Origin of the sequence: Nonomuraea sp. NPDC059023 (assembly GCF_042740095.1) — a bacterium.
Lineage (GTDB): Bacteria > Actinomycetota > Actinomycetes > Streptosporangiales > Streptosporangiaceae > Nonomuraea.
In genome coordinates this window covers 376431-395562 of record NZ_JBHYIO010000004.1, presented here as the reverse complement: position 1 = coordinate 395562, position 19132 = coordinate 376431, and the positions used below count along the sequence as shown (strand labels likewise).

Sequence of the window (19132 nt, the reverse complement as noted above, 5' to 3'; positions counted from 1 at the left end):
GGCTAGAAGTAACCCTCCTTCTTGCGGTCCTCCATCGCCGACTCGCCGGTGCGGTCGTCGGCCCTGGTCTGGCCCCGCTCGGTGACGCGGGTGGTCTTCAGTTCCTCGATCACCGCGTCCGTCGTGGCCGCGGTGGAGGCGATCGCGCCGGTGCACGAGGCGTCGCCGACGGTGCGGAAGCGCACGGTCGCGGCGTAGGCCCGCTCGGCGGGGTCGCGATGGGCGTGCGGGTTGTCGTCGAGCAGCATGCCGTCGCGCTCGAAGACGGTCCTGACGTGCGCGAAGTAGATCGAGGGCAGGTCCAGCGCCTCGCGGCGCAGGTAGTGCCACACGTCCAGCTCGGTCCAGTTCGACAGCGGGAAGACCCGCACGTGCTCGCCGGGGCGGATGCGGGTGTTGAACAGGTTCCACAGCTCGGGCCGCTGGTTCTTGGGGTCCCACTGGCCGAAGTCGTCGCGGAAGGAGACCACCCGCTCCTTGGCCCGCGCCTTCTCCTCGTCGCGGCGCGCCCCGGCGAAGACGGCGTCGAAGCGGTGCTCGGCGATCGCGTCGAGCAGCGTGGTGGTCTGCAGCCGGTTGCGCGAGGCGTGCCGGCCGTGTTCCTCGCTCACCCGGCCGCGGTCGATGCTGTCCTGGACCGACGCCACGATCAGCCGTACGCCCAGCGCGGCCACGCGGCGGTCGCGGAAGTCGATCACCTCGGGGAAGTTGTGGCCGGTGTCCACGTGCATCACCGGGAACGGGATCGGGGCGGGGCGGAACGCCTTCTCGGCCAGGCGCAGCAGGACGACGCTGTCCTTGCCGCCGGAGAACAGCAGCACCGGGCGTTCCAGCTCGGCCGCGATCTCGCGGATGATCTGGATGGACTCCGATTCGAGCAGGTCGAGCTGGGTGATCATGTCGGACCCCTTCGGCCGGCGGGCCGTACCGTGGCGAGGGAACGCGCGGGCCAGGAGACCAGCGCGGCGAGCGCGGCGGCGAGCGCGATCAGGGACAGGCCCGCGGGCAGGCCGAACGCGTCGGCCAGCAGGCCGATGGACGGCGGCGCGACGAGGATGCCGCAGTAGCCGAGCGTGGCGGCCAGGGCGATGCCGCCGGGGCCGCCCGCCGCGCCGGCCTGGGCCATGGCGGTCGGGAAGATGTTGGCCAGGCCGAGCCCGGTCGCGACCAGGGCGGCGAACGCGATGGGCACGGAGTGCGTCTGGGCGGCCACGAGCGTCCCGGCGCAGGCGACCAGGCCGCCGGTGACGACGACGCGGGTGGGGCCGAGGCGTTCGAGCAGCCTGCTGCCGACCAGGCGCATGAAGCCCATCGTGAGCTGGATGACCGCGTATCCGGCCGCCGCGACGGCCTGGCTGGCGCCGATGTCCTCGCTGAGGTGCAGCGGCATCCAGTTGTCGAGCGCGCCCTGGCTGTAGGCGGCGAACAGGCCGATCAGGCCGAAGACGACGACCGGCACGCTGACGCGCCGCGCGAGGGAGCCCGCACCGGCCTCCCGCGCCGGGGCGGGCGCGGCGGGCAGGGGCAGCGCCATGAGCATGCGCCCGCCGATCAGCGTGGCGGCCAGGCCGGCCGGCAGGAGCAGCAGCATGTGCGGCAGCGGCGTCAGGTGCGGGGCGAGCACGCCGCCGAGCGCCGCGCCGGCCAGGCTGCCGAAGCTGTTGGCGGCGTGGAAGCCCGGCATGACGGGACGGCGCAGCGCGGCGATCACGTCGACCGCCACGCTGTTGGCGGCCACGTCGATGCCGCCGTAGGCGATGCCGAAGACGATCAGCGACAGGCCGAGGACGGGCGCCGAGTGCGTGAGCGCGGGCAGCACCACGCTGACCGACAGCAGCGCGGCGGCCGCGATCGTGACCTGCCTGCTGCCGAAGCGCCGGCACAGCCCGCCGGTCACGGCCATCGTGAGCACCGCCGAGCCGGTCATGCACAGCAGCGCCAGGCCGAGCGGCCCCGGTGAGGCGCCGACCTGCTCCTTGAGCGCCGGGATGCGTACGGCCCAGCCGGCGAACAGGAACCCGCCGAGCGCGAAGAACAGCGTGGTCGCCGCGCGCAGCCGGGTCAGGGTCGGCTCACCCCGAGGGGGGCTCTGGGTGGTGGTCATGGCTCCTCCAGCACGTAGCGGTCCAGGAAGGAGTTGCCGAACTTGCCGCCCGGGTCGTAGGCGCGCACCAGCGCGGCGAACGCCGCCGATCTCGGGTAGCGCGAGCGCAGCAGCTCGGGGGCGGCGGTGAAGATCTTCCCCCAGTGCGGCCGGGGCCTGAACGGGGCCAGGGCCCGCTCGACCAGGCGCACCACCGGTAGTACCGCCCGGGTGTCGGCGGTCCAGGTGAAGTGGATGCTCACCGAGTCCTCGCCGTAGAAGGGGCTCATCCACAGCCGGTCGGCGGCGACGGTGCGTACCTCGCAGATCTGCAGCACCTGGACGATCCGTTCGCGCTCGCGTTCCAGTGCGCGCAGCGCGGCGACGGCGTCGCTCCTGGCGACCATGTACTCCGAGTGCAGCTCGTCGCCAGCGCTGCTCGGTTCCGCCTCGGGGCGGAAGTGGGGCAGCCGCTCGTACCACTTGCCGGGGACGCCGAGCTGCTCGGTGCAGCTCGCGGCCGGGAAACCGGCGACGGGGTGACGCGGAGCCGGGGCGGGCGTGGCGGTGAACCACGGCCGCCGCACCAGGCCGGAGTCCGGCTCGTCGGTACGCTCGATCACCCAGACCTGCGTCAGGCGCGGCGCCCGCCAGCCGGTGAACAGGCACACGCTGTACGCGCCCCGGACCAGCTCGTCGAAGTGGTCGTCCAGCACCTCCAGCGGCAGGTTCTCGTAGACCCGCTGCCGCACGTCGAAGGCGGGCACGAGGTCGAGCGTGAGGCGGGTGACGACGCCGAGCGCGCCCAGCCCGACGACCATCCCGTCGAAGCCGTCCTGCCCCCGCGTGACCTCGGTCATCTCGCCGTCGGCGCCCACCAGCTCCAGGCCCGCCACCGACGTGGACAGGCAGCCGTTGCGCACGCCGGAGCCGTGGGTGGCCGTGGCGCAGGCGCCGGCGACGGAGATGTGCGGCAGCGAGCCGAGGTTCGGCAGGGCGAAGCCCTCGGCGTCGATGCGGCGGGCGAGTTCGGCGTAGCGCATGCCCGCGGGCACCTTGGCCTGGGCCCGCGCGGAGTCGATCTCGACCTCCTGGGGCAGCCCGGCGACCGAGACGAGCACGCCGGGCGAGTCGGCCAGGTCGTTGAAGGAGTGGCGGGTGCCCAGGGCGCGTACCCGGGGGCTGCGTGCCACGAGCGCGCGCAGTTCGGCGAGCGAGGCGGGACAGCGCAGCTCGGCGCAGGTGTAGCCGACGTTGCCCGCCCAGTTGCGTGCCAGGGCCGCCGCCCAGGTGCTGGTCATGACGGCTCCTCCAGACGCACGACGAGGCCCTCGTCCGGGGCCAGCGTGAGCGGCGCCAGGCTGACCCGCGTGCCGGTCAGGCGCTTGCCCGTGGACAGCTCGGCCCGGCCGTCGGCGGGCAGCGCCCGCGGGGTGAAGGCGACCAGGCGGGAGGAGAAGTTCAGCGCGACGAGCATCCGCTCGCCGGGAGCCGAGCGCAGGTAGGCGTAGACGTCCGGCCCGGCCTCGATCGATCGGTACTCCCCCGCCCGCAGCGCCGGGCTCGCCCGCCGCAGCGCGATCAGGCGCCGGTAGAGCGTGAGCAGCGAGCCGGGGTCCTCGCGCTGCGCGGCCACGTTGACCTCGGCGGGACCGAGCGGCAGCCAGGGCCGGCCGGTGGTGAAGCCGGAGCCGGAGGCGTCCCACCGCAGCGGCGCCCGGGTGCCGTCGCGGCCGTCCACGTCGAGCGCCCGGCCCGGTGGGGCGTCGGCCATGCCGATCTCGTCGCCGTAGTAGACGCACGGCACGCCGCGCAGCGTGAGCGCCATCGTCGCGGCCACCCGTAGCCGGGGGCCGGCGCCGAAGCGGGTGGCGGCGCGGGAGATGTCGTGGGTGGCCAGCGCGTACGTGGGCAGCGCCCCGGGCCCGGCCAGTTCCGCCAGCCGGTCGACGGTCTCGCGGAAGGCCGCGGCCCGCCACGGCTGCTCCCAGAAGGCGACGTGGAAGGCGGTGTGCAGGCCGTCTCCGCCGAAGTAGGCGGCCAGCCGCCGGTCGTCGGTGATGGGCACCTCGCCGAGCGCGACCCGCCCGCCGTAGGAGTCGAGCGTACGGCGCAGCTCGCGCAGCACCTCCTGGGTCTCGGGCAGGTCGAGGTTGCGCATGCGCAGCCCGGGATGGGACACGTGCCGCCTGGCATGGGCCAGCTCGGCCGGGTTGTCGCGCAGCTCGGCGTCCTTGAGCAGCCGGTGGGCGACGTCCACGCGGAAGCCGTCCACGCCGCGGTCCAGCCAGAACCGCCACACCTTCTGCATGGCGGCGCGCACCTCGGGGTTGCGCCAGTTGAGGTCGGGCTGGCCGGGGGTGAAGCTGTGCAGGTAGCACTGGCCGGTGCGCTCGTCGAGGGTCCAGGCGGGCCCGCACGTCTCGAAGGCGCTGAGCCAGTTGTTGGGCGGGCCGCCCGCCTCGCTCGGGTCGGCCCAGATGTACCAGTCGCGTTTGGGCGAGGTACGGCCGGCCCGCGACTCGGCGAACCACGGATGCTCGGCGGAGGTGTGGTTCATGACCAGGTCGATCAGCACCCGCAGGCCCAGCTCGTGGGCCCGGCCGACCAGCTCGTCGAAGTCGGCGAGCGTGCCGTAGACGGGGTCGACGGCCTCGTAGTCGCTGATGTCGTAGCCGAAGTCGGCCAGCGGCGACGGGTAGAACGGCGACAGCCAGACGGCGTCGGCGCCGAGCTCGCGGATGTGGCCGAGCCGGGCGATGGCGCCGGGCAGGTCGCCGATCCCGTCGCCGTCGGAGTCGGCGAAGCTGCGCGGGTAGACCTGGTACAGGACGGCCTCCCGCCACCATGCGTTCATAGGTTCACTCCGGACATGTCGGGATAGCGGGCCCCGGCGGCACTGCCCGGCGGCGCCAGCTCGTCCAGGGCCGCCCGCTCGGCGGGGGTCAGGTCGAGCGCGGCGGCGGCCAGGTTCTCCTCCAGCCGGGCGCGGGTCTTGGTGCCGGGGATGGGGACGATGTCGGGGCCCCGGTCCAGCAGCCAGGCCAGCGCGAGCTGGGCCAGGCTCACCCCGCGCGCCCGCGCCAGCCCGGCGATCCGCCCGGCCAGATCGGCGTTGCGGGCGAGATTGCCCGGCTGGAAGCGCGGCAGCGTACGCCGGAAGTCGCCGGCCGGCAGGTCGTCGGTCCTGCTCACCCGGCCGGTCAGCAGGCCCCTGCCCAGCGGCGCGTAAGCCATGAAGCCGATGCCGAGCGCGCGCAGCACTCCCAGCAGCTCCTCCTCCGGATCCCGGCTGACCAGCGAGTACTCGGTCTGCACCGCGCTGACCGGATGCACCGCGTGGGCCCGCTTCACCGTCTCCGGCGCCGCCTCCGAGATGGCCAGATACCGCACCTTTCCCTCGGCGACCAGCTCGGCCAGCGCGCCCCAGGTCTCCTCGACGGGCAGGGAGGTGTCCACGCGGTGCTGGCAGTACACGTCGAGGTGGTCGACGCCGAGGCGGCGCAGCGAACCGTCGCAGGAGCGGCGCACGTACTCGGGCCGCCCGTCGACGCCGACGACCCGCCCGTCGGGTCCCTTGACGTTGCCGAACTTGGTGGCGATCACCACCTGGTCGCGCCGGCCGCGGATCGCCCGGCCGATCAGCTTCTCGTTGGTGTAGGGGCCGTACATGTCGGCGGTGTCGAGCAGGTTCACGCCGAGGTCGAGCGCGCGGTGGATGACGCGGACCGACTCGGCGTCGTCGAAGGCGCCGTAGAACTGCGACATCCCCATGCAGCCCAGCCCGAGCTCACCCACGTACGGCCCGCCGCGCCCCAGCCGGCGCATCAGGCGGCCCTCGCGGTGGCGACGCTCTCGATCACCCGCATCCAGTCCAGGAGCTGCCGGTCGGGCAGGTAGTGCTCGTGGACCCGGGCGCGGGCGTTGTCGCCGAGGCGGCGGGCGAAGGCGTGGTCGCCGAACAGCCGGCGGATGCCCGCGGCGGCGGCGCCCACGTCGTGCGGGTCGGGCAGCAGCAGGCCGCTCTCGCCGTCCTTGACCTGGTCGCGCAGTCCGCCGACGGCGCTGGCCAGTAGCGGGCGCGACTTCCACATGGCTTCGGTGGCGGTCAGCCCGAACCCCTCCGCCAGGCTCTTCTGCACGACGACGGTGGCGTGCCGCTGGAGCGCGTTGACGACGACGGCGTTCTCGCGCAGGTCGTCCATGGGCAGGCAGAGGAGCTGGCAGCGGCGGCGGTGCTCCTCGGGCAGCGCGTGCCACACGCGGCGGCACTCTTCGTAGACGTCGGTCGCCTCCGGGTCGTCGGCCACGCCGCTGACGTCGGCTCCGGCGAGGGTCAGGTAGCCGTCCACGCCGGAGGCGATGAACGCGTCCAGGACGCCGGTCATGTCCTTGAGCCGGTCCCAGCGGGAGACCTGGACGACCATGGGCAGATCGGGCGCGGGCGGCGGGCCTTCGCGCAGGGCCAGGGCGGCCCGCCGTACCTCGGCAGGAGGGCCGATGGGGACGGGCACGGTCAGCGGCGGCTCGCGGTCACCGGCCACGATGCCGGTGGCGGCGAGGACGGCGCGGGCCACGTCCGGGGACAGGTCCATGTTCTTGGGCCCGCAGGGATCCACGGACGGCGCGATGAGCCGCGGCGACGGCGCCCAGTCCGGCACGTGGCCGGGGGTGGAGAAGACGGTCGCGTCGGCGTGCGCGACGAAGCGGCGGACGAACTCGCCGCCTTCGCGGGTGTGCTCGTTGGGCCGGTCGCTGCCGATGTGGCAGCGCCAGACCACGGTGGCGCCGCGCTCGCGCACCCGCTCGATCAGCCCGGCGGGCTGCGCGTCGTGGACGATCACGAAGTCGCCCGGGTGGATGTGGCGGGCCAGCCGTTCGGCGTTGGCGGCGACGGCCCGGCGGTAGTGGAGCAGTTCGGCGGGGCCGAGGGGGCCGCCGTCGCCGGCGATGCCGTACAGGCGGGAGACCAGGCGTTTGGCGATGGCGTAGAACTCGGCGTCGCCGTCGATGACCAGCCAGCGCACGTCCAGCCCGGCGGCGCGGGCCAGCGGGCCCAGCGTGTGGAGCAGTTCGGCGACGCCGCCGCCCGCGGCGGTCGAGTTGATGTTCCAGACGGTGCGCCCGCCCAGCATCCGCCGGACCCAGCCGGCCTCGACCCGCAGCCGCTCGACGCGCGGCGCCCCCATGACCTCCTCGTACGGCGCCAGCGGCACCTCACGCAGCGGGACCTCATACACGGTCGTCACCTCCCACCTTCACGGGCCGCCGCTCGGGCCGGGCCTTCTTGCCCGCCTGCTCGAAGCCCTGGTTGATCCAGACCCCGGTCCAGAACTCGGGGTCGCCGGGCAGGACCAGCTCGATGAGCGTGGGCCCGGGGTGTCCCGCCATGGCCTGGAGCGTTCTGGTGAAGGCCTCCAGGCGCAGCGCGGTGTGGTCGCGGTCGTGCCAGCCGCTCAGGTCGACGCGGCGGCTGCGGACGCCGAGGGCGTCGGCCAGCGCGACGTAGTCCATGCCGGCGGCGTTGTCGAGGTAGCGGTGCCGGCCGCCGTCGAGCCAGCCGGACGGGCGCGACTGCTTGCGCAGCGAGACGCTGCCGCCGTTGTTGCAGACCAGGAACGTCACCGGGGCCGCCTCCTGCACGGCGGTGACCAGCCCCTGCATGCTGTTGGTGAAGCCCTGGTCGCCGAGGCAGCACAGCACCTTGGCCGTGGGCTCGCCCAGGGCCAGGCCCGTGGCCAGCGTGATGCCGCTGCCGACGAAGCCGCCGTGGCCGCCGGCGACGCGCAGCCCGGCGGGGAAGGCGTCGTACTCCTCGGCGAGCATGCCGCCGAACATCTGGCTGTCGTCGACCAGCACCACCTGCTGTCCGAGCTGGGCGGCGGTGTCGCCGATGGCGCGGGCGACGCCGTTGCGCAGCTCGGCGGCCTCCGGCGGCACCTCGACGGCCGGGGCGCGCTCGCCCTGGGCCAGGTCGGCGTACCAGGGGCCCGATCCGTTGCGGCCGGGCGCCGCCGCGGTCAGCTCGCGCAGCGCCGTCACCACGTCGCCCGCGACGAGGGCGTCGCCGTCGCGCAGGTAGCCGTTCTTCTCGGCCGCGGCGGGCTTGGAGGTCAGCGCGATCTTCCGGCAGGTGGGCAGCTCGCCGACGACGCGGGGGTACATGTTGCGGTCCTCGACGGTCACCAGCAGGTCGGCCTGGGCCAGGACCTCCTGGTGGACGGGATCGGCCGGGTCGTACCAGCCGAGGAAGTCCGGCACCTCCCCGTCGTCGAGGCGCTCGAACAGCATGGGGCCGCGCCGGTACTTCACCTGCAGGACGGGCGCGCCGGTGCGCCGGCAGAAGGCCGCGAGCGCGGGGCGCAGGCCGTCGTGCAGCAGCGCGTAGTCGTCGATGATCACGGCGGGGCGTCCGGCTCCGGCCAGCAGGGTGGTGGCGGTGACCAGGGCCGCCGAGTCCACCTCCGGCCCGTCGTCTGCCTCGTCGAGGGCGTCGAGCGCGCTCAGCGGCACCCACGCGGCCTCGGCCACGTCCTGAGGGAGCGCCACGAGCACCGGTCCGTAAGGGGCGGTCCTGGCATCGTGTACGGCCAGCCGTACCGCCTTGACCAGGGCCTCCACGGCGGCCCGCCGTTCCTCGGGATCCTTGGGCACCGCGCGCAGCTCGTGCCAGGACTTGGCGAACTCCCCCGACACCGGCATCAGGTCCCGCTCGCCGTGCGGCGGCAGGAAAGGCTGCGAGCCGGTGGACGGCAGCCCGACCACCGCGACCGTGCCGATCTCGTTGCGCCGCAGGTCGGCCAGGGCGCCGAGCGCGTTCGTCAGCCCTCGGGCGCCGTGCAGGACGGCCGCGCCGTTGCCGGGCCGCAGCCTGCTCGCGCCACCGGCCTGGAAGAGCGACTCGCGGTCGCCACGCCCGTTGACCAGCAGGCCCAGCCGGGCCATCGCGTCGCACATGACCAGCTCGGACGTGCCCGCGTAGGCGAAGGCGACGCTGACGCCCGAGCGGCGCAGCGCCAGCCCGACCGCTTCCGCGCCGGTCAGCGTCACGTCCGCGCGGTCGGGGACGGCCGCGTCGACCAGGTGCGCGAGCGCGGGCTCCGCGGCATCGAGCGCCGCGGCCAGCGCGCGGGTGAACGCCGGTCGCCCGGCGTCCTCGATCAGCCCGGCGACCAGGCCGTTGACGCCGCCGTTCGGCCGTGCCAGCAGCCTCTCCAGCATCTCCGGCACCGTTCCCGCCGCGCGGGCGGCGCGTACCTCTGAGGGGTGGATCCCGAACCCGGCCAGCGCCTCGTAGGAGGCGCCCTCGGGCACGACCGTCACCGCGACGTCGGCGGCCGAGCCCGGGTCGAGCTCGTCGAAGGGCACCCCGCCGTCCTGCGCGAGCGTGACGCGCAGCCGGTAGCGGCCCGGCGCGTCCGGGGTCCTGGCCCGCACGAGCACGGTCCCGACCGCCTCGGGCGGCAGCGACCGCGGCAGCGCCGCCGCGATCGGCTGCGTGGCGACCTCCTGCCCGTCCGCGTCGTACCAGCGGTGCAACACCCTCACCGGGTACGGCGGCGCCGGCGTCAGCAGCTCGGCCCCGGTGTTGCGCACCCGGCACTCCACCGTGAGCAGGCTGCCCGCCTCGGCCTGGCCGGTCTCCGGCTCCACGGCGCTCACCTCGGCCCGGCAGGCGTCGGCGGGCAGCCGGTCGCCGATCGCCCACAGGCGGCTCGGCCGCCGGCCCAGCCGCTCGAACTGGCGCCGCTGGTCCTGCTCGTGGGCACGCGTGTGGTTGGCGCCGAACCCGGTACGCGCCCCGTCGGCCAGCGGCGCCGGCACCAGGGCCAGCGCGTAGACCTCGCGGGCGGGAAGTTCCACGACGCCGGTGACGCTCCAGTCCTCGCGGTCGACCACGGCCACGGCGGCGGTGGCGACCGAGGCGGTGGCGTGCCGGTGAGGGCTCAGGCCGACGAACAGGTGGCGTCCGGTGACCGCCAGCCCGCGCGGCCAGCCCGGCAGCGCCAGCCGCCTGGTCTCCTCGCGGGTCTCGCCGTCGAGCTCCACGAGGTCACCGGCCGCCGAGTCGCAGACCAGCCAGACGCCGTCGCCGTACCAGGGGTTGTGCGGGGCGCGCAGGCCGCGCAGCGCCGGCTCGCCGGTGGTCAGGCTGACCACCTGGCCGGTGGCGGGCTTGCCGCTCTCGTCCCAGCCCCGGCGGCGCAGGAACGGCCCGAACCCGGAGACCATGATCTGGCCGCCGGCGAGGGCGATGCTGTTGAGGTGCCAGCTGTCGGCCTCGCCGGGAGCGCGCCAGCGCCACGTGATCCGACCGTCGGGGCCGACGCACTGGACCTCGTTCTGGGTGGTGGCCACGACGAGCACCTGGTCGTCGACGGCCACGATGTCGTGCGGGGTGGAGACCTCGTCCAGCCGGTGGTAGCGGCGCACGCCGGTCTCGTCGTAGGCGACCAGTTCCGCGGGGCTGCCCTCGGCCGCCCACAGGCAGCGGAAGAGCACGCCGTCGGCGGCGAACAGGCCGGTGCTGGAGACGCGGTCGATCTCCTCGACGGCGCCGTTGATGGCGAACAGGCCGCCGCCCACGGTGTGGTGGGCGTCGAAGCACGAGGCCATCAGGTACTGGCCCTGCGGGACCAGACCGGCGAGGCTCGTCAGCTTCTCGATGGTCATCTGGAGCTCCTTGTCAGGATGTCGTTCAGGTCGTGGCCGGGCGGGCGCAGGTCGTGGCCGGGCGGGCGGGCGCCGGGCGGGCGCAGGATCGTGCCGGTCCACGGGGCGCCACCGGCCAGGTAGGCGGCGGCGCCGGCCACGGCCTCGGGCCGCGCGGTCATCGCGGCGTTGACCACGACGCCGCGCGCGCTCCCGCCGGCCTCCCGCGCGCCTCCGGTGATCTCTCGCGCGTCTGGGGCGGTCTCCCGCACGTCTCCGACCCGCGCGTCTCCGACTGTTTCCAGTGCGTCTCCGGCGCCTTCCACTGCATCTCTGGTGCTTTCCAGCGCGTCTCTGGCGGTTTCCAGTGCGCGGACCTCGGCCTCCAGGGCGCCGGGCGGCCAGCCGTCGTGGGCGAGCAGGATCGTGCCGCCCATGCCCTGGCGGGTCAGGACGGGCAGCGCTGCCCTGGCCAGGCCGCCGGTGCGGGTCATGTCGACCAGTGCGTCGAAGCCGCCGTAGGCCAGCACCGCCGCGCGGACCGCCGCCTCCGCCCAGTCGCGGGTCACCGGAGCCTGGTCGCGGGTCGCTGAAGCCCTGCCTTGGGTCGCCGGAGTCCGGGCGCCTTGGGGGGCCGGGAGGGCGATGGCGCGGCGTTCGCCGTACCGGCGCACGATCGAGCGTGCCTGGTCGGCGAGGTGGGTGTCCTGGCGGGCGGCGAGGGCCACGTGCGCGCCCGCCCGCGCCAGCGCCGCGCCCACCTCGCCCGCGCGGGCGGCGTCGTCGGCGGCGACCAGGAAGATCTTGCCCGCCAGCGTGCCCTCGGGCGCGCGCAGCTGGGGCTTGAGCCGCATGAGCGGCCAGTACTCGTCGGCCGCGCCCTGCGCCTCGCTCAGCGACACGTAGCCGCCCGCCGCGTCGGCGGCGCGCACGACGGTCATGGTCTGGGCGAGGTGGTCGGCGCACAGCCGCGCCTTGGCGGCGTCGGCGCCGCAGGTGAGCGCGCCGAGGCCGGGCAGCAGGATCGCGCGGGGCGCGTCGGAGCGCATGCCGAGCTCGCGGGCGGCGCGCGGCACGTGGCTGTCGTAGTAGCGGGCGTACCAGGCGCGGTGCCGTTCGACCCCGGCCAGCACCTCGTGCGCGCCGGACGGCGTGCGGTCCATGACCAGGGGCCGGTAGCCGACGGTGACGAGGTGGTCGGGGCAGCTCGGGCCGTCCTGCGTCCAGCGGGGGCCACGGGCGGAGGAGGCGAAGCGGGCCGCGGCGGGACCGCGATCCACGTGCAGGACGAGGCCGGGCGTGCCGGCGGACAGGGCGCCGCGCAGGGGCGGCAGGATCTCGGCGAGCAGGTCGCCGGCGGCCTCGGGATCCAGCGTGGGTACGGCGGGGCCGCCCAGGTCGGGCGCGCGCCCGATCGCCCGCTCGACGGCGGCGCCGGCCCTGCGCACGGCCTCCAGGGAGTTGCGGTAGCAGGCCTCGCTGGTCTCGGCCCAGGTGAACAGGCCATGGTTGGCCAGCAGGACGAACCTGCAGCGCGGAAGGGCCGTGATCCGGCCGGCCAGCTCGCGGGCGACGCCGAGGTCGAACTGGCGGTAGTCAAACCAGATGGCCTCATCCCCGAACTCCGCCTCGGCCGCCGCCCGGCCGCCGGGGAAGGACGTGAGCGCGATCACCGCGTCGGGGTGGCAGTGGTCGACGTGGGCGGCCGGGATGAAGGCGTGGGTGAGCGTCTCGATGCCGGGAGCGCGCTGGCCGGCCCGCAGGCCGCAGTCGGCCGCGTAATCGGTCATGCCGCGCTCGCCGGGCGGGTCGGCGTCCCTGAGCACGAGCAGGTCGTCCAGGCGCAGGGCGGGGAAGTCCTCTGGCGTGGTGGCGGCGCCGTCGCAGCCCCACGCGCTCATGTACAGCACCCGGACGGGACGGCCCCGGTGGTCCTCTGCCACGCCCTTGGCGGAGAAGTTGCCGCCGCCCTCCTTGGTCAGGGCGGGGTCGGATCCGACCAGGTGCGAGCGGTGGAGCACCTCGTCGCGGCCGGTCAGCCGCCCGGTGAGCGCCGCGTCCCACCGGTCCACCGGCGGGGTGAACAGCTGGTCCATGCGTGGCTCCTCTCAGAACGCGCCGAGGCGCTGGCTCTGGCGGGCGAAGGCGAACTCCAGCGCGCCCGCGCGCAGGGTGCGCCGGGCGGCGTCGAAGGCCACCTCCCCGAAGTCGGGTACGACCGTGCGCGCGCCCGCGCCGAGCACCTGCCCGGCCCGCTGCGGTACGGCCAGCGCCACGCACGCGGCGCCCGCGCTCACCGCGGCGCTCACCCCGCTGACCGCGTCCTCGAAGACCAGGCAGGAGCGGATCGCCGCGCCCAGCCGCTCGGCGGCCAGTTCGTAGCAGGCCGGGTGCGGTTTGCCGAGCGAGACGTCGTCGGCGCAGATCCGCACCGCGAAGGTGTCGCGCAGGTCGAGCTGGGCGAGCACCTCGGCCGCCTTCCAGTCCTGCGCGCCGGTCACCAGGGCCAGCGGGACCCCTGCCGCCGCCAGCTCGGCCAGCAGCCGCCGGGCGCCGGGGATGGCCCGGTAGCGCAGGCTCTCCTGGTCCTCGCGCAGGCTCCGGTAGACCTCGCCGTAGCGGGCCGTGGGGATCTGCGGGAACAGCTTGCGCAGTGTGTGGTCGGCGCGGTGGCCGAAGACGTGGCGTTCCAGCTCGGGCCCGCTGAGCGTGTAGCCCTCCTCGCGGGCCAGCCGCTGCCAGAACTCCGTCACCGACTGCTCGGTGTCGACGACGACACCGTCCATGTCGAACAGCACGGCCTCGTACATCAGCCCTCCCCGTACTCCGCCGCGAAGGCGCGCTCGGCCTCGAGCGCCGCCGGGTGCGCGAGCAGTTCCTCCAGTACGGCCAGCGGCGCCGTCACCGCGTCCGCCCCCTCGGCGAAGGCCGCGGCGAACTGCCCGGCGTGCTTCACCGACGCAGCGACGATCCTGGTGGTCCCCTTGCGCACGCGGGCGAGCTGGGCGATCAGGTCGCTCGGGGTCCGCTGGTCGCGCCAGGCGCGGTCGAGGTAGGGGATGACGGCGACGCAGCCGAGCGCCTCGGCCACGGCCATCGCGTTCGGCGACTGGGCGGCGGTCAGCGCGACCGGCACGTTCCTGTCGGCCAGGTGGCGGGCCAGCGCGGCGCCGCGCGGCGTGGCGGGGATCTTCAGCACGACCCGGTCGGGGTCGAGCGACCACGCCGTCTCGGCCTCTTCCAGCGCGCTCGCGTAAAGGCCGCTGGGCTGGTAGAAGAACTCGGGGAAATCCGTGGCCGCGAGCAGTTCCTTCGCGTGCTGCAGCGGATCGCCGGTGACTTTACGCATGAGTGTTGGATTGGTGGTCACGCCGCCGACGAATCCGAGCCGGGCGGCCTGTTCCGCGTCTTCTGTGCTGGCTGAATCCAGATAGATATTCATTCCTGATTCCGTTACCACGAATTGCCACCTCAATAAGGCAGCGAACGGCCGGTTGGAGTGCGGAGATCCAGCGCTTCAGCCTGCTTTCCGCGCGGCTTCCTGCGCTTCACCAACTGGCGCACGGCGCTTTCTCCGATCGTGTGGCGATGATGCGCCCAGTGTTTACGCGGCGGCTGTTCCTGCCTACGGATCTCGTCATGAATTCGCCCGTGAAAGATTCATGTCCCGGCCGTGACCGGGCAACTTCACGGGGCTTGGAGAAAGGCGGACCATTGGCGTACCGACCAGTGGAGGACATCATGGCATTCGACGTGGTCGCACGATGGGAAGCCGACTGCGGTGTGACGGACGATCTCGTCATCGAGGACCTCGGTGACGCTCCGGCCTTCGCCGCGCCCACGTGGTGCACGTCCGGCTTCGCGCGATGACCGCCGACCGGCCGATCGCGTTCAAGCGGCACCTGCGGGCCGAGACCGTCCCCGGTGAGGGGGTGTTCCTGGTCTCGGCCCGCGGGGCCATCGCGCTGTCGGGCACCGGCATCGACCGGCTGGCGCCGCTGCTCAACGGCACCCGCAGCGTCGGCGAACTGGAGCGGGAGCTGGCGCCGGAGGTGCCGGCCCGCCGCCTGGGCCACCTGCTGGACCGCCTGGCCGACGCCGACCTGATCGCCTACCGCTCCGGCGCCTGCGGCGGCGCCCGCGCCGCCTACTGGGACCTGGCCGGGCTCGACGCCGACGAGGTCGCGACCGGCCTGGCCGCGCGCCCCGTGGCGCTGACGGTCCTGGGTAACGTGGACCCCTCCGCCGCGGCCCGCGCGTGCCGCGAGGCCGGGCTCGTCCTCGGCGGCCCCGCGGCCTTCCCCCTGGTTCTCTGCGACGACTACCTCGACCCCCGGCTGGCCGCGCTCAACGCCCGCCACCTCGACGAGGGCCGGCCGTGGCTGCTGGCCAAGCCGACGGGCGCCGACGTCTGGGTCGGCCCGTTCTTCGAGCCCGGCCGCGGCCCGTGCCTGACCTGCCTGGCCGCGCGGCTCGGCGGGCGCCGCATGGTGGAGTCCTATCTGCAGCGCGCCGGCGGCCACGCCACGCCGTGCCACCCGCCCGAGACCTCGCTGCCCGCCACCACCGCCATCGGCCTGCAGGCCGCCGTACTCGAAGCGGCCAAGTGGCTGGCCGGCCACCGCCATCCGGGACAGCGGGCGATCTGGACGCTCAACACCCTGACCCTGGAATCGGCCCGTCACCCCGTGGCCCGGCGCCCGCAGTGTCCCGCGTGCGGCGACCCGGAACCGAAACCGCCCCAGCCGGTACGCCCCCGCTCGCGCCCCAAGGCGGCCGGCGAGCACCGCGCGCTCGCACCCGAGCTGATGTGGGAGCGTTACGCCCACCTGGCCGACCCGCTGACCGGCGTCGTCGAGCGGGTCAGGCGCGACCCGCGCGCCCCCGGATTCCTGCACTGCTACCTGTCGGGCCCCAACCTCGCCATGGCCGCGGGCGGCCTGCCCGGCATCCGGGCGGGCCTGCGCCGGCACAGCGGCGGCAAGGGCGCCACCGACCTGCACGCCCGGGTCAGCGCGCTGTGCGAGGCGGTCGAGCGCCACTGCGGCTCGCGGCTGGGCGAGGAGTTCACGCTCCGCGACAGCCTCGCCGGCCTGGGACGGCAGGCCGTACACCCCAACGAGGTCATGCTCTTCCACGAGCGCCAGTACCGCGACCGCGAGCGCTGGAACGCCGGGCACATGGACTGCCAGTTCGTGCCCGAGCCGTTCGACGAGCACGCCCCGGTGGAGTGGACGCCGCTGTGCTCGCTCGTCACCGGCGAGCAACGCCTGCTGCCCACCCAACTGCTCTACTACCACGGCGTACGGCAGGCCGCCGCCCCCGTCTTCGCCCGCGCCGACTCCAACGGCAACGCCGCGGGCGCCAGCCTGGAGGACGCGCTCGTCCAGGGCTTCCTGGAACTGGTCGAGCGGGACGCGGTCGCCCAGTGGTGGTACAACCGCACCCGCCATCCGGGCGTCGACCTGCACGCCTTCGGCGACCCGGCGATCACCGGGCTGGCCGCGCGCTACCGCGAGCTGCACCGGGAGATCTGGGTGCTCGATCTCACCTCCGACCTGGGCGTGCCCGTCATGGCGGCGATCTCGCGGCGCACCGGCCGGGCGGCGGAGGATGTGATGTTCGGCTTCGGCGCCCACTTCGACCCGCGGGTGGCGGTGCGCAGGGCGCTGGCCGAGCACGGCCAGCTACTGCCCGCGGTACTGGACTCGGGGGCGGACTCGGGGGCGGGCTCGCGGCCGGACGGCGCCGGGTACGGGGCCGTGGATCCGCGGCTGGCCGAGTGGTGGGCGCGGGCCCGGGTGGGCGGCCTGCCGTACCTGCTGCCCGATCCTGAACGGCCGCGGACCGGGCCCGCCGACCACCCGCACCGTCCGCGTGCGGACCTGCGCGCGGACGTCGAGGCGGTCACGGAGCTGGCCCGCAGCCACGGGCTGGACGTGCTGGTCCTCGACCAGACCCGCCCCGACATCGGGCTGCCGGTGGTGAAGGTGGTCGTGCCCGGCCTGCGGCACTTCTGGGCCCGCTTCGCCCCCGGCCGCCTCTACGACGCGCCGGTGCGCGCGGGCCGCCTGGCCGAGCCGACGCCCTATGAGCGGCTCAACCCGGTCCCGCTGTTCCTGTGAGGGCCGCCCGGCTGGAGCTGTGGTCGTTCCGCGAGGACGTGCACGTCGAGACCGACCAGGACACCGGGCGGCTCACCCTGCACGGGCGATGGGACGACGTACGGCTGCCGCCGCAGTGCCCGGCGATCCGCGAGGCGCTGCGGCGGATGACGCTCGGCCCGATCCGGCTGGAGAACGTGCTGGCCGACCCGGCCGACCGCGCGGCGCTGGCCCGGCTGCTGGAGTGCTGCCCGGCCATGGTGGTGCGCTCGATGGGGTTCGGCCCGGACGAACTCGTGCTGTCGGTGGTGCCGCTCACCCCGCAGGCCCGCTTCCTGCCGGTGGAACCGGCCCCCGGCCGCCCGGTACGGCTCTCGCGCTTCGCGACGCTCACGACCGACGGCTCCTCCTACCGGCTGGAGTCCCCGCTGTCGCTGCACCGGGTGGTGCTGCACGGGCCGCGGGCCGTCTGGCTGCTGTCGGCCCTGGGCGCGCCCGTGCCGCCCGAGGAGGTGGCGGCGCCGCCGCTGACCGACCTGCTGGGCTATCTGCTCGCGGCCGGGATGGTGGTGGCGGCCGAGGACACCGAGCCGCCCGCCCGCTTCGCCGAGGACGAGGACCCGGTGCTGGCCTCCTGGTCGCCGCTGGAGCTGATGTTCCACACGCGCACCACGCTCGGCCGCCACGACGGCGACTACGGCGCCACCTACCCGGGCGGCGACCGCGAGCCGGACGAGCCGGTGGTGGTGCCGGCCGCCGGACCCGTGGTCGCGCTCCCCCGGCCCCGCTGGGCGCAGGTCCTCGCGCACGACCCGCCGCTCAGCGCCGTGCTGGAGGCGCGGCCGGGCGAGCCGCGTTTCCCCGCCGCGCCGCCGACCGCACGTGACCTGGGCGAACTGCTCTACCGGACGGCCCGGGTGCGTACCTTGAACCGGCCGGCCGACCGGCCGCGGGCCGAGCTGAGCGAGCGCCCCTACCCGAGCAGCGGCGGCTGCTACCCGTTCGAGCTGTACGTGGTCGTGCACCGGTGCGCCGGCCTGGCCCGCGGCGTCTACCACTACGACCCGCTCGGCCACCGGCTGGAGCTCCTGACCACCGCCGGGCCGGCCGAGCTGCTCGACGCCGCCGCGATCGCCGCCAACCTGCCCGGCCCGCCGCCCCTGCTGATCGTCGTCACCGCGCGCTTCCGCCGGCTGTCGTGGAAGTACGGCGGCCTCGGCTACGTGCTCGCGCTCAAGGACCTCGGCCTGCTGGTGCGGTCGTTGTCGTTGGTGGCCACCGCCATCGGCCTGCGCTCCCGGCCCGCCGACGGGGGCGACATCGAGTGCGCGGCCCGGGTGCTCGGCACCGACTGGCGGGCCGAGTCGAGCCTCGCCGCCCTGGCCGTCGGCATGCGGGACGAGCGCGGCGGCGACCGGTGCGAGCGGCGTCCGCGCAACGGCGCCGACTGGCCGGCCAGGGCGGCGGCGCGGCTGGCCCGGGCCTGGCGGGCGCGCTCCGGGTTAGGGTGAAGCCGTTCGGGTAGGGCGCGTGGCCGGGGTGCATCAAGGACGACACCCGGGGGACCGATGGGGACGACCTGGATCGCGTTGGGCTCGGCGGGCGAGCGATGGCTGCCGCGCAGTCCGGTGGCGATCACGCTGGCCGTGGTCGCCGGTTTCGCGCTCGACATGCTCATCAACGTCGTCTGGAGCCCCACCCGTGACGGGCTGGCCGGGTTCGCCGCCTGCTTCGCGGTGGTCGTCGCCCTGCAGGTCGCGCACTCGACGCGTGAGCCGCGTACCTGGTCGTGGTGGTCGCGGTCGCTGACGCTCGGCGCGCAGGCGGTCGTCACCTACCTGCCGTTGCTGTGGATGGGGCCCTGGGGCGGGATGGCCGGGTTCCTGGCGGGATCGGTGCTGCTCATGGTGCCAGGGCCGTGGCGCTGGGCGCTCTACCTGGCCGTCGGGGCGAGCATCCCGCCGCTGGCGCTCGCGCACGGCGAACCGGCCGTGACGGCGTTCTGGCTGGCCGAGTCCACGCTGCTGAGCGGCCTGATCGTCTACGGCGTCAGCTCGCTGGCGGCCATGGTGGCCGAGGCGCACGCGGCCCGCGGCGAGCTGGCCAGGATGGCCGTGGTACGCGAGCAACTGCGCGTCGCCAGGAACCTGCGCGGCCTGCTGGACGCCAACCTCTCCGCGATCACGCGCACGATCGGGCGGGGGGGGCCGCGGGGGGGCGGGGCCGCCCCCCCCCCCCCCGCGGGGGGGGGGGGGGGCCGGGCCAAACCCCCCCCCGCCGGCACCCCCCCCGA

The 19132-nt window shown here is 74.9% G+C and carries 13 protein-coding genes and 1 pseudogene; 4 read left to right on the top strand and 10 right to left on the bottom strand.

Going from position 1 to position 19132, the window contains the following annotated elements; all coding sequences use genetic code 11:
• Nucleotides 1–2 precede the first annotated feature (2 nt).
• From cysD to ACFWYW_RS09960, 10 genes are read right to left on the bottom strand one after another with little or no spacing between them, the layout of a single operon-like run.
• Nucleotides 3–899, bottom strand: a complete 897-nt coding sequence (gene cysD, locus ACFWYW_RS10005; protein ID WP_379625953.1) for a sulfate adenylyltransferase subunit CysD — start codon at nt 897–899, stop codon at nt 3–5.
• On the bottom strand, nt 896–2104 hold the full coding sequence (locus tag ACFWYW_RS10000) for an MFS transporter (protein ID WP_379625955.1): 1209 nt from the start codon (nt 2102–2104) through the stop codon (nt 896–898). Before ACFWYW_RS10000 ends, cysD begins: the two co-directional genes overlap by 4 nt.
• The gene (locus ACFWYW_RS09995) at nt 2101–3384 is read right to left on the bottom strand and encodes a D-arabinono-1,4-lactone oxidase (RefSeq protein ID WP_379625958.1); all 1284 of its coding nucleotides are present in this window, start codon (nt 3382–3384) and stop codon (nt 2101–2103) included. The genes ACFWYW_RS10000 and ACFWYW_RS09995 overlap by 4 nt, the downstream gene beginning before the upstream one ends.
• On the bottom strand, nt 3381–4940 hold the full coding sequence (locus tag ACFWYW_RS09990; RefSeq protein ID WP_379625959.1) for an alpha-amylase family glycosyl hydrolase: 1560 nt from the start codon (nt 4938–4940) through the stop codon (nt 3381–3383). The genes ACFWYW_RS09995 and ACFWYW_RS09990 overlap by 4 nt, the downstream gene beginning before the upstream one ends.
• A complete protein-coding gene (locus tag ACFWYW_RS09985) occupies nt 4937–5911 on the bottom strand; it encodes an aldo/keto reductase (protein ID WP_379625960.1) in 975 nt (324 codons plus the stop codon). Before ACFWYW_RS09985 ends, ACFWYW_RS09990 begins: the two co-directional genes overlap by 4 nt.
• Nucleotides 5911–7332, bottom strand: coding sequence for a glycosyltransferase (locus ACFWYW_RS09980; RefSeq protein ID WP_379625961.1), 1422 nt, complete (start codon nt 7330–7332; stop codon nt 5911–5913). Before ACFWYW_RS09980 ends, ACFWYW_RS09985 begins: the two co-directional genes overlap by 1 nt.
• On the bottom strand, nt 7316–10756 hold the full coding sequence (locus ACFWYW_RS09975; RefSeq protein WP_379625964.1) for a DUF4915 domain-containing protein: 3441 nt from the start codon (nt 10754–10756) through the stop codon (nt 7316–7318). The genes ACFWYW_RS09980 and ACFWYW_RS09975 overlap by 17 nt, the downstream gene beginning before the upstream one ends.
• Nucleotides 10753–12831 (bottom strand): class II aldolase/adducin family protein, encoded by a 2079-nt coding sequence (locus ACFWYW_RS09970; RefSeq protein WP_379625966.1) that lies wholly within the window; start codon nt 12829–12831, stop codon nt 10753–10755. Before ACFWYW_RS09970 ends, ACFWYW_RS09975 begins: the two co-directional genes overlap by 4 nt.
• Nucleotides 12832–12843: 12 nt before the next feature.
• Nucleotides 12844–13545 carry an HAD family hydrolase gene (locus ACFWYW_RS09965; protein WP_379625969.1) on the bottom strand — a complete coding sequence of 234 codons (702 nt, stop codon included), beginning with the start codon at nt 13543–13545 and terminating at the stop codon, nt 12844–12846.
• Nucleotides 13545–14177: a transaldolase family protein gene (locus ACFWYW_RS09960; RefSeq protein WP_379625971.1), complete on the bottom strand. Its 633-nt coding sequence runs from the start codon at nt 14175–14177 to the stop codon at nt 13545–13547. Before ACFWYW_RS09960 ends, ACFWYW_RS09965 begins: the two co-directional genes overlap by 1 nt.
• A gap of 299 nt (nt 14178–14476) precedes the next feature.
• Between ACFWYW_RS09960 and ACFWYW_RS09955 the strand changes: the two genes are divergently transcribed.
• From ACFWYW_RS09955 to ACFWYW_RS09940, 4 genes and pseudogenes are all read left to right on the top strand, one after another.
• On the top strand, nt 14477–14605 hold the full coding sequence (locus tag ACFWYW_RS09955; protein ID WP_379625973.1) for a hypothetical protein: 129 nt from the start codon (nt 14477–14479) through the stop codon (nt 14603–14605).
• Nucleotides 14602–16860 (top strand): TOMM precursor leader peptide-binding protein, encoded by a 2259-nt coding sequence (locus ACFWYW_RS09950; protein ID WP_379625975.1) that lies wholly within the window; start codon nt 14602–14604, stop codon nt 16858–16860. Before ACFWYW_RS09955 ends, ACFWYW_RS09950 begins: the two co-directional genes overlap by 4 nt.
• Complete coding sequence (locus ACFWYW_RS09945; RefSeq protein WP_379625978.1) at nt 16857–18350, top strand: SagB family peptide dehydrogenase; 1494 nt, start codon at nt 16857–16859, stop codon at nt 18348–18350. The genes ACFWYW_RS09950 and ACFWYW_RS09945 overlap by 4 nt, the downstream gene beginning before the upstream one ends.
• A gap of 57 nt (nt 18351–18407) precedes the next feature.
• Nucleotides 18408–19132 (top strand): annotated as a pseudogene (locus ACFWYW_RS09940) (hypothetical protein); the annotation flags it as partial.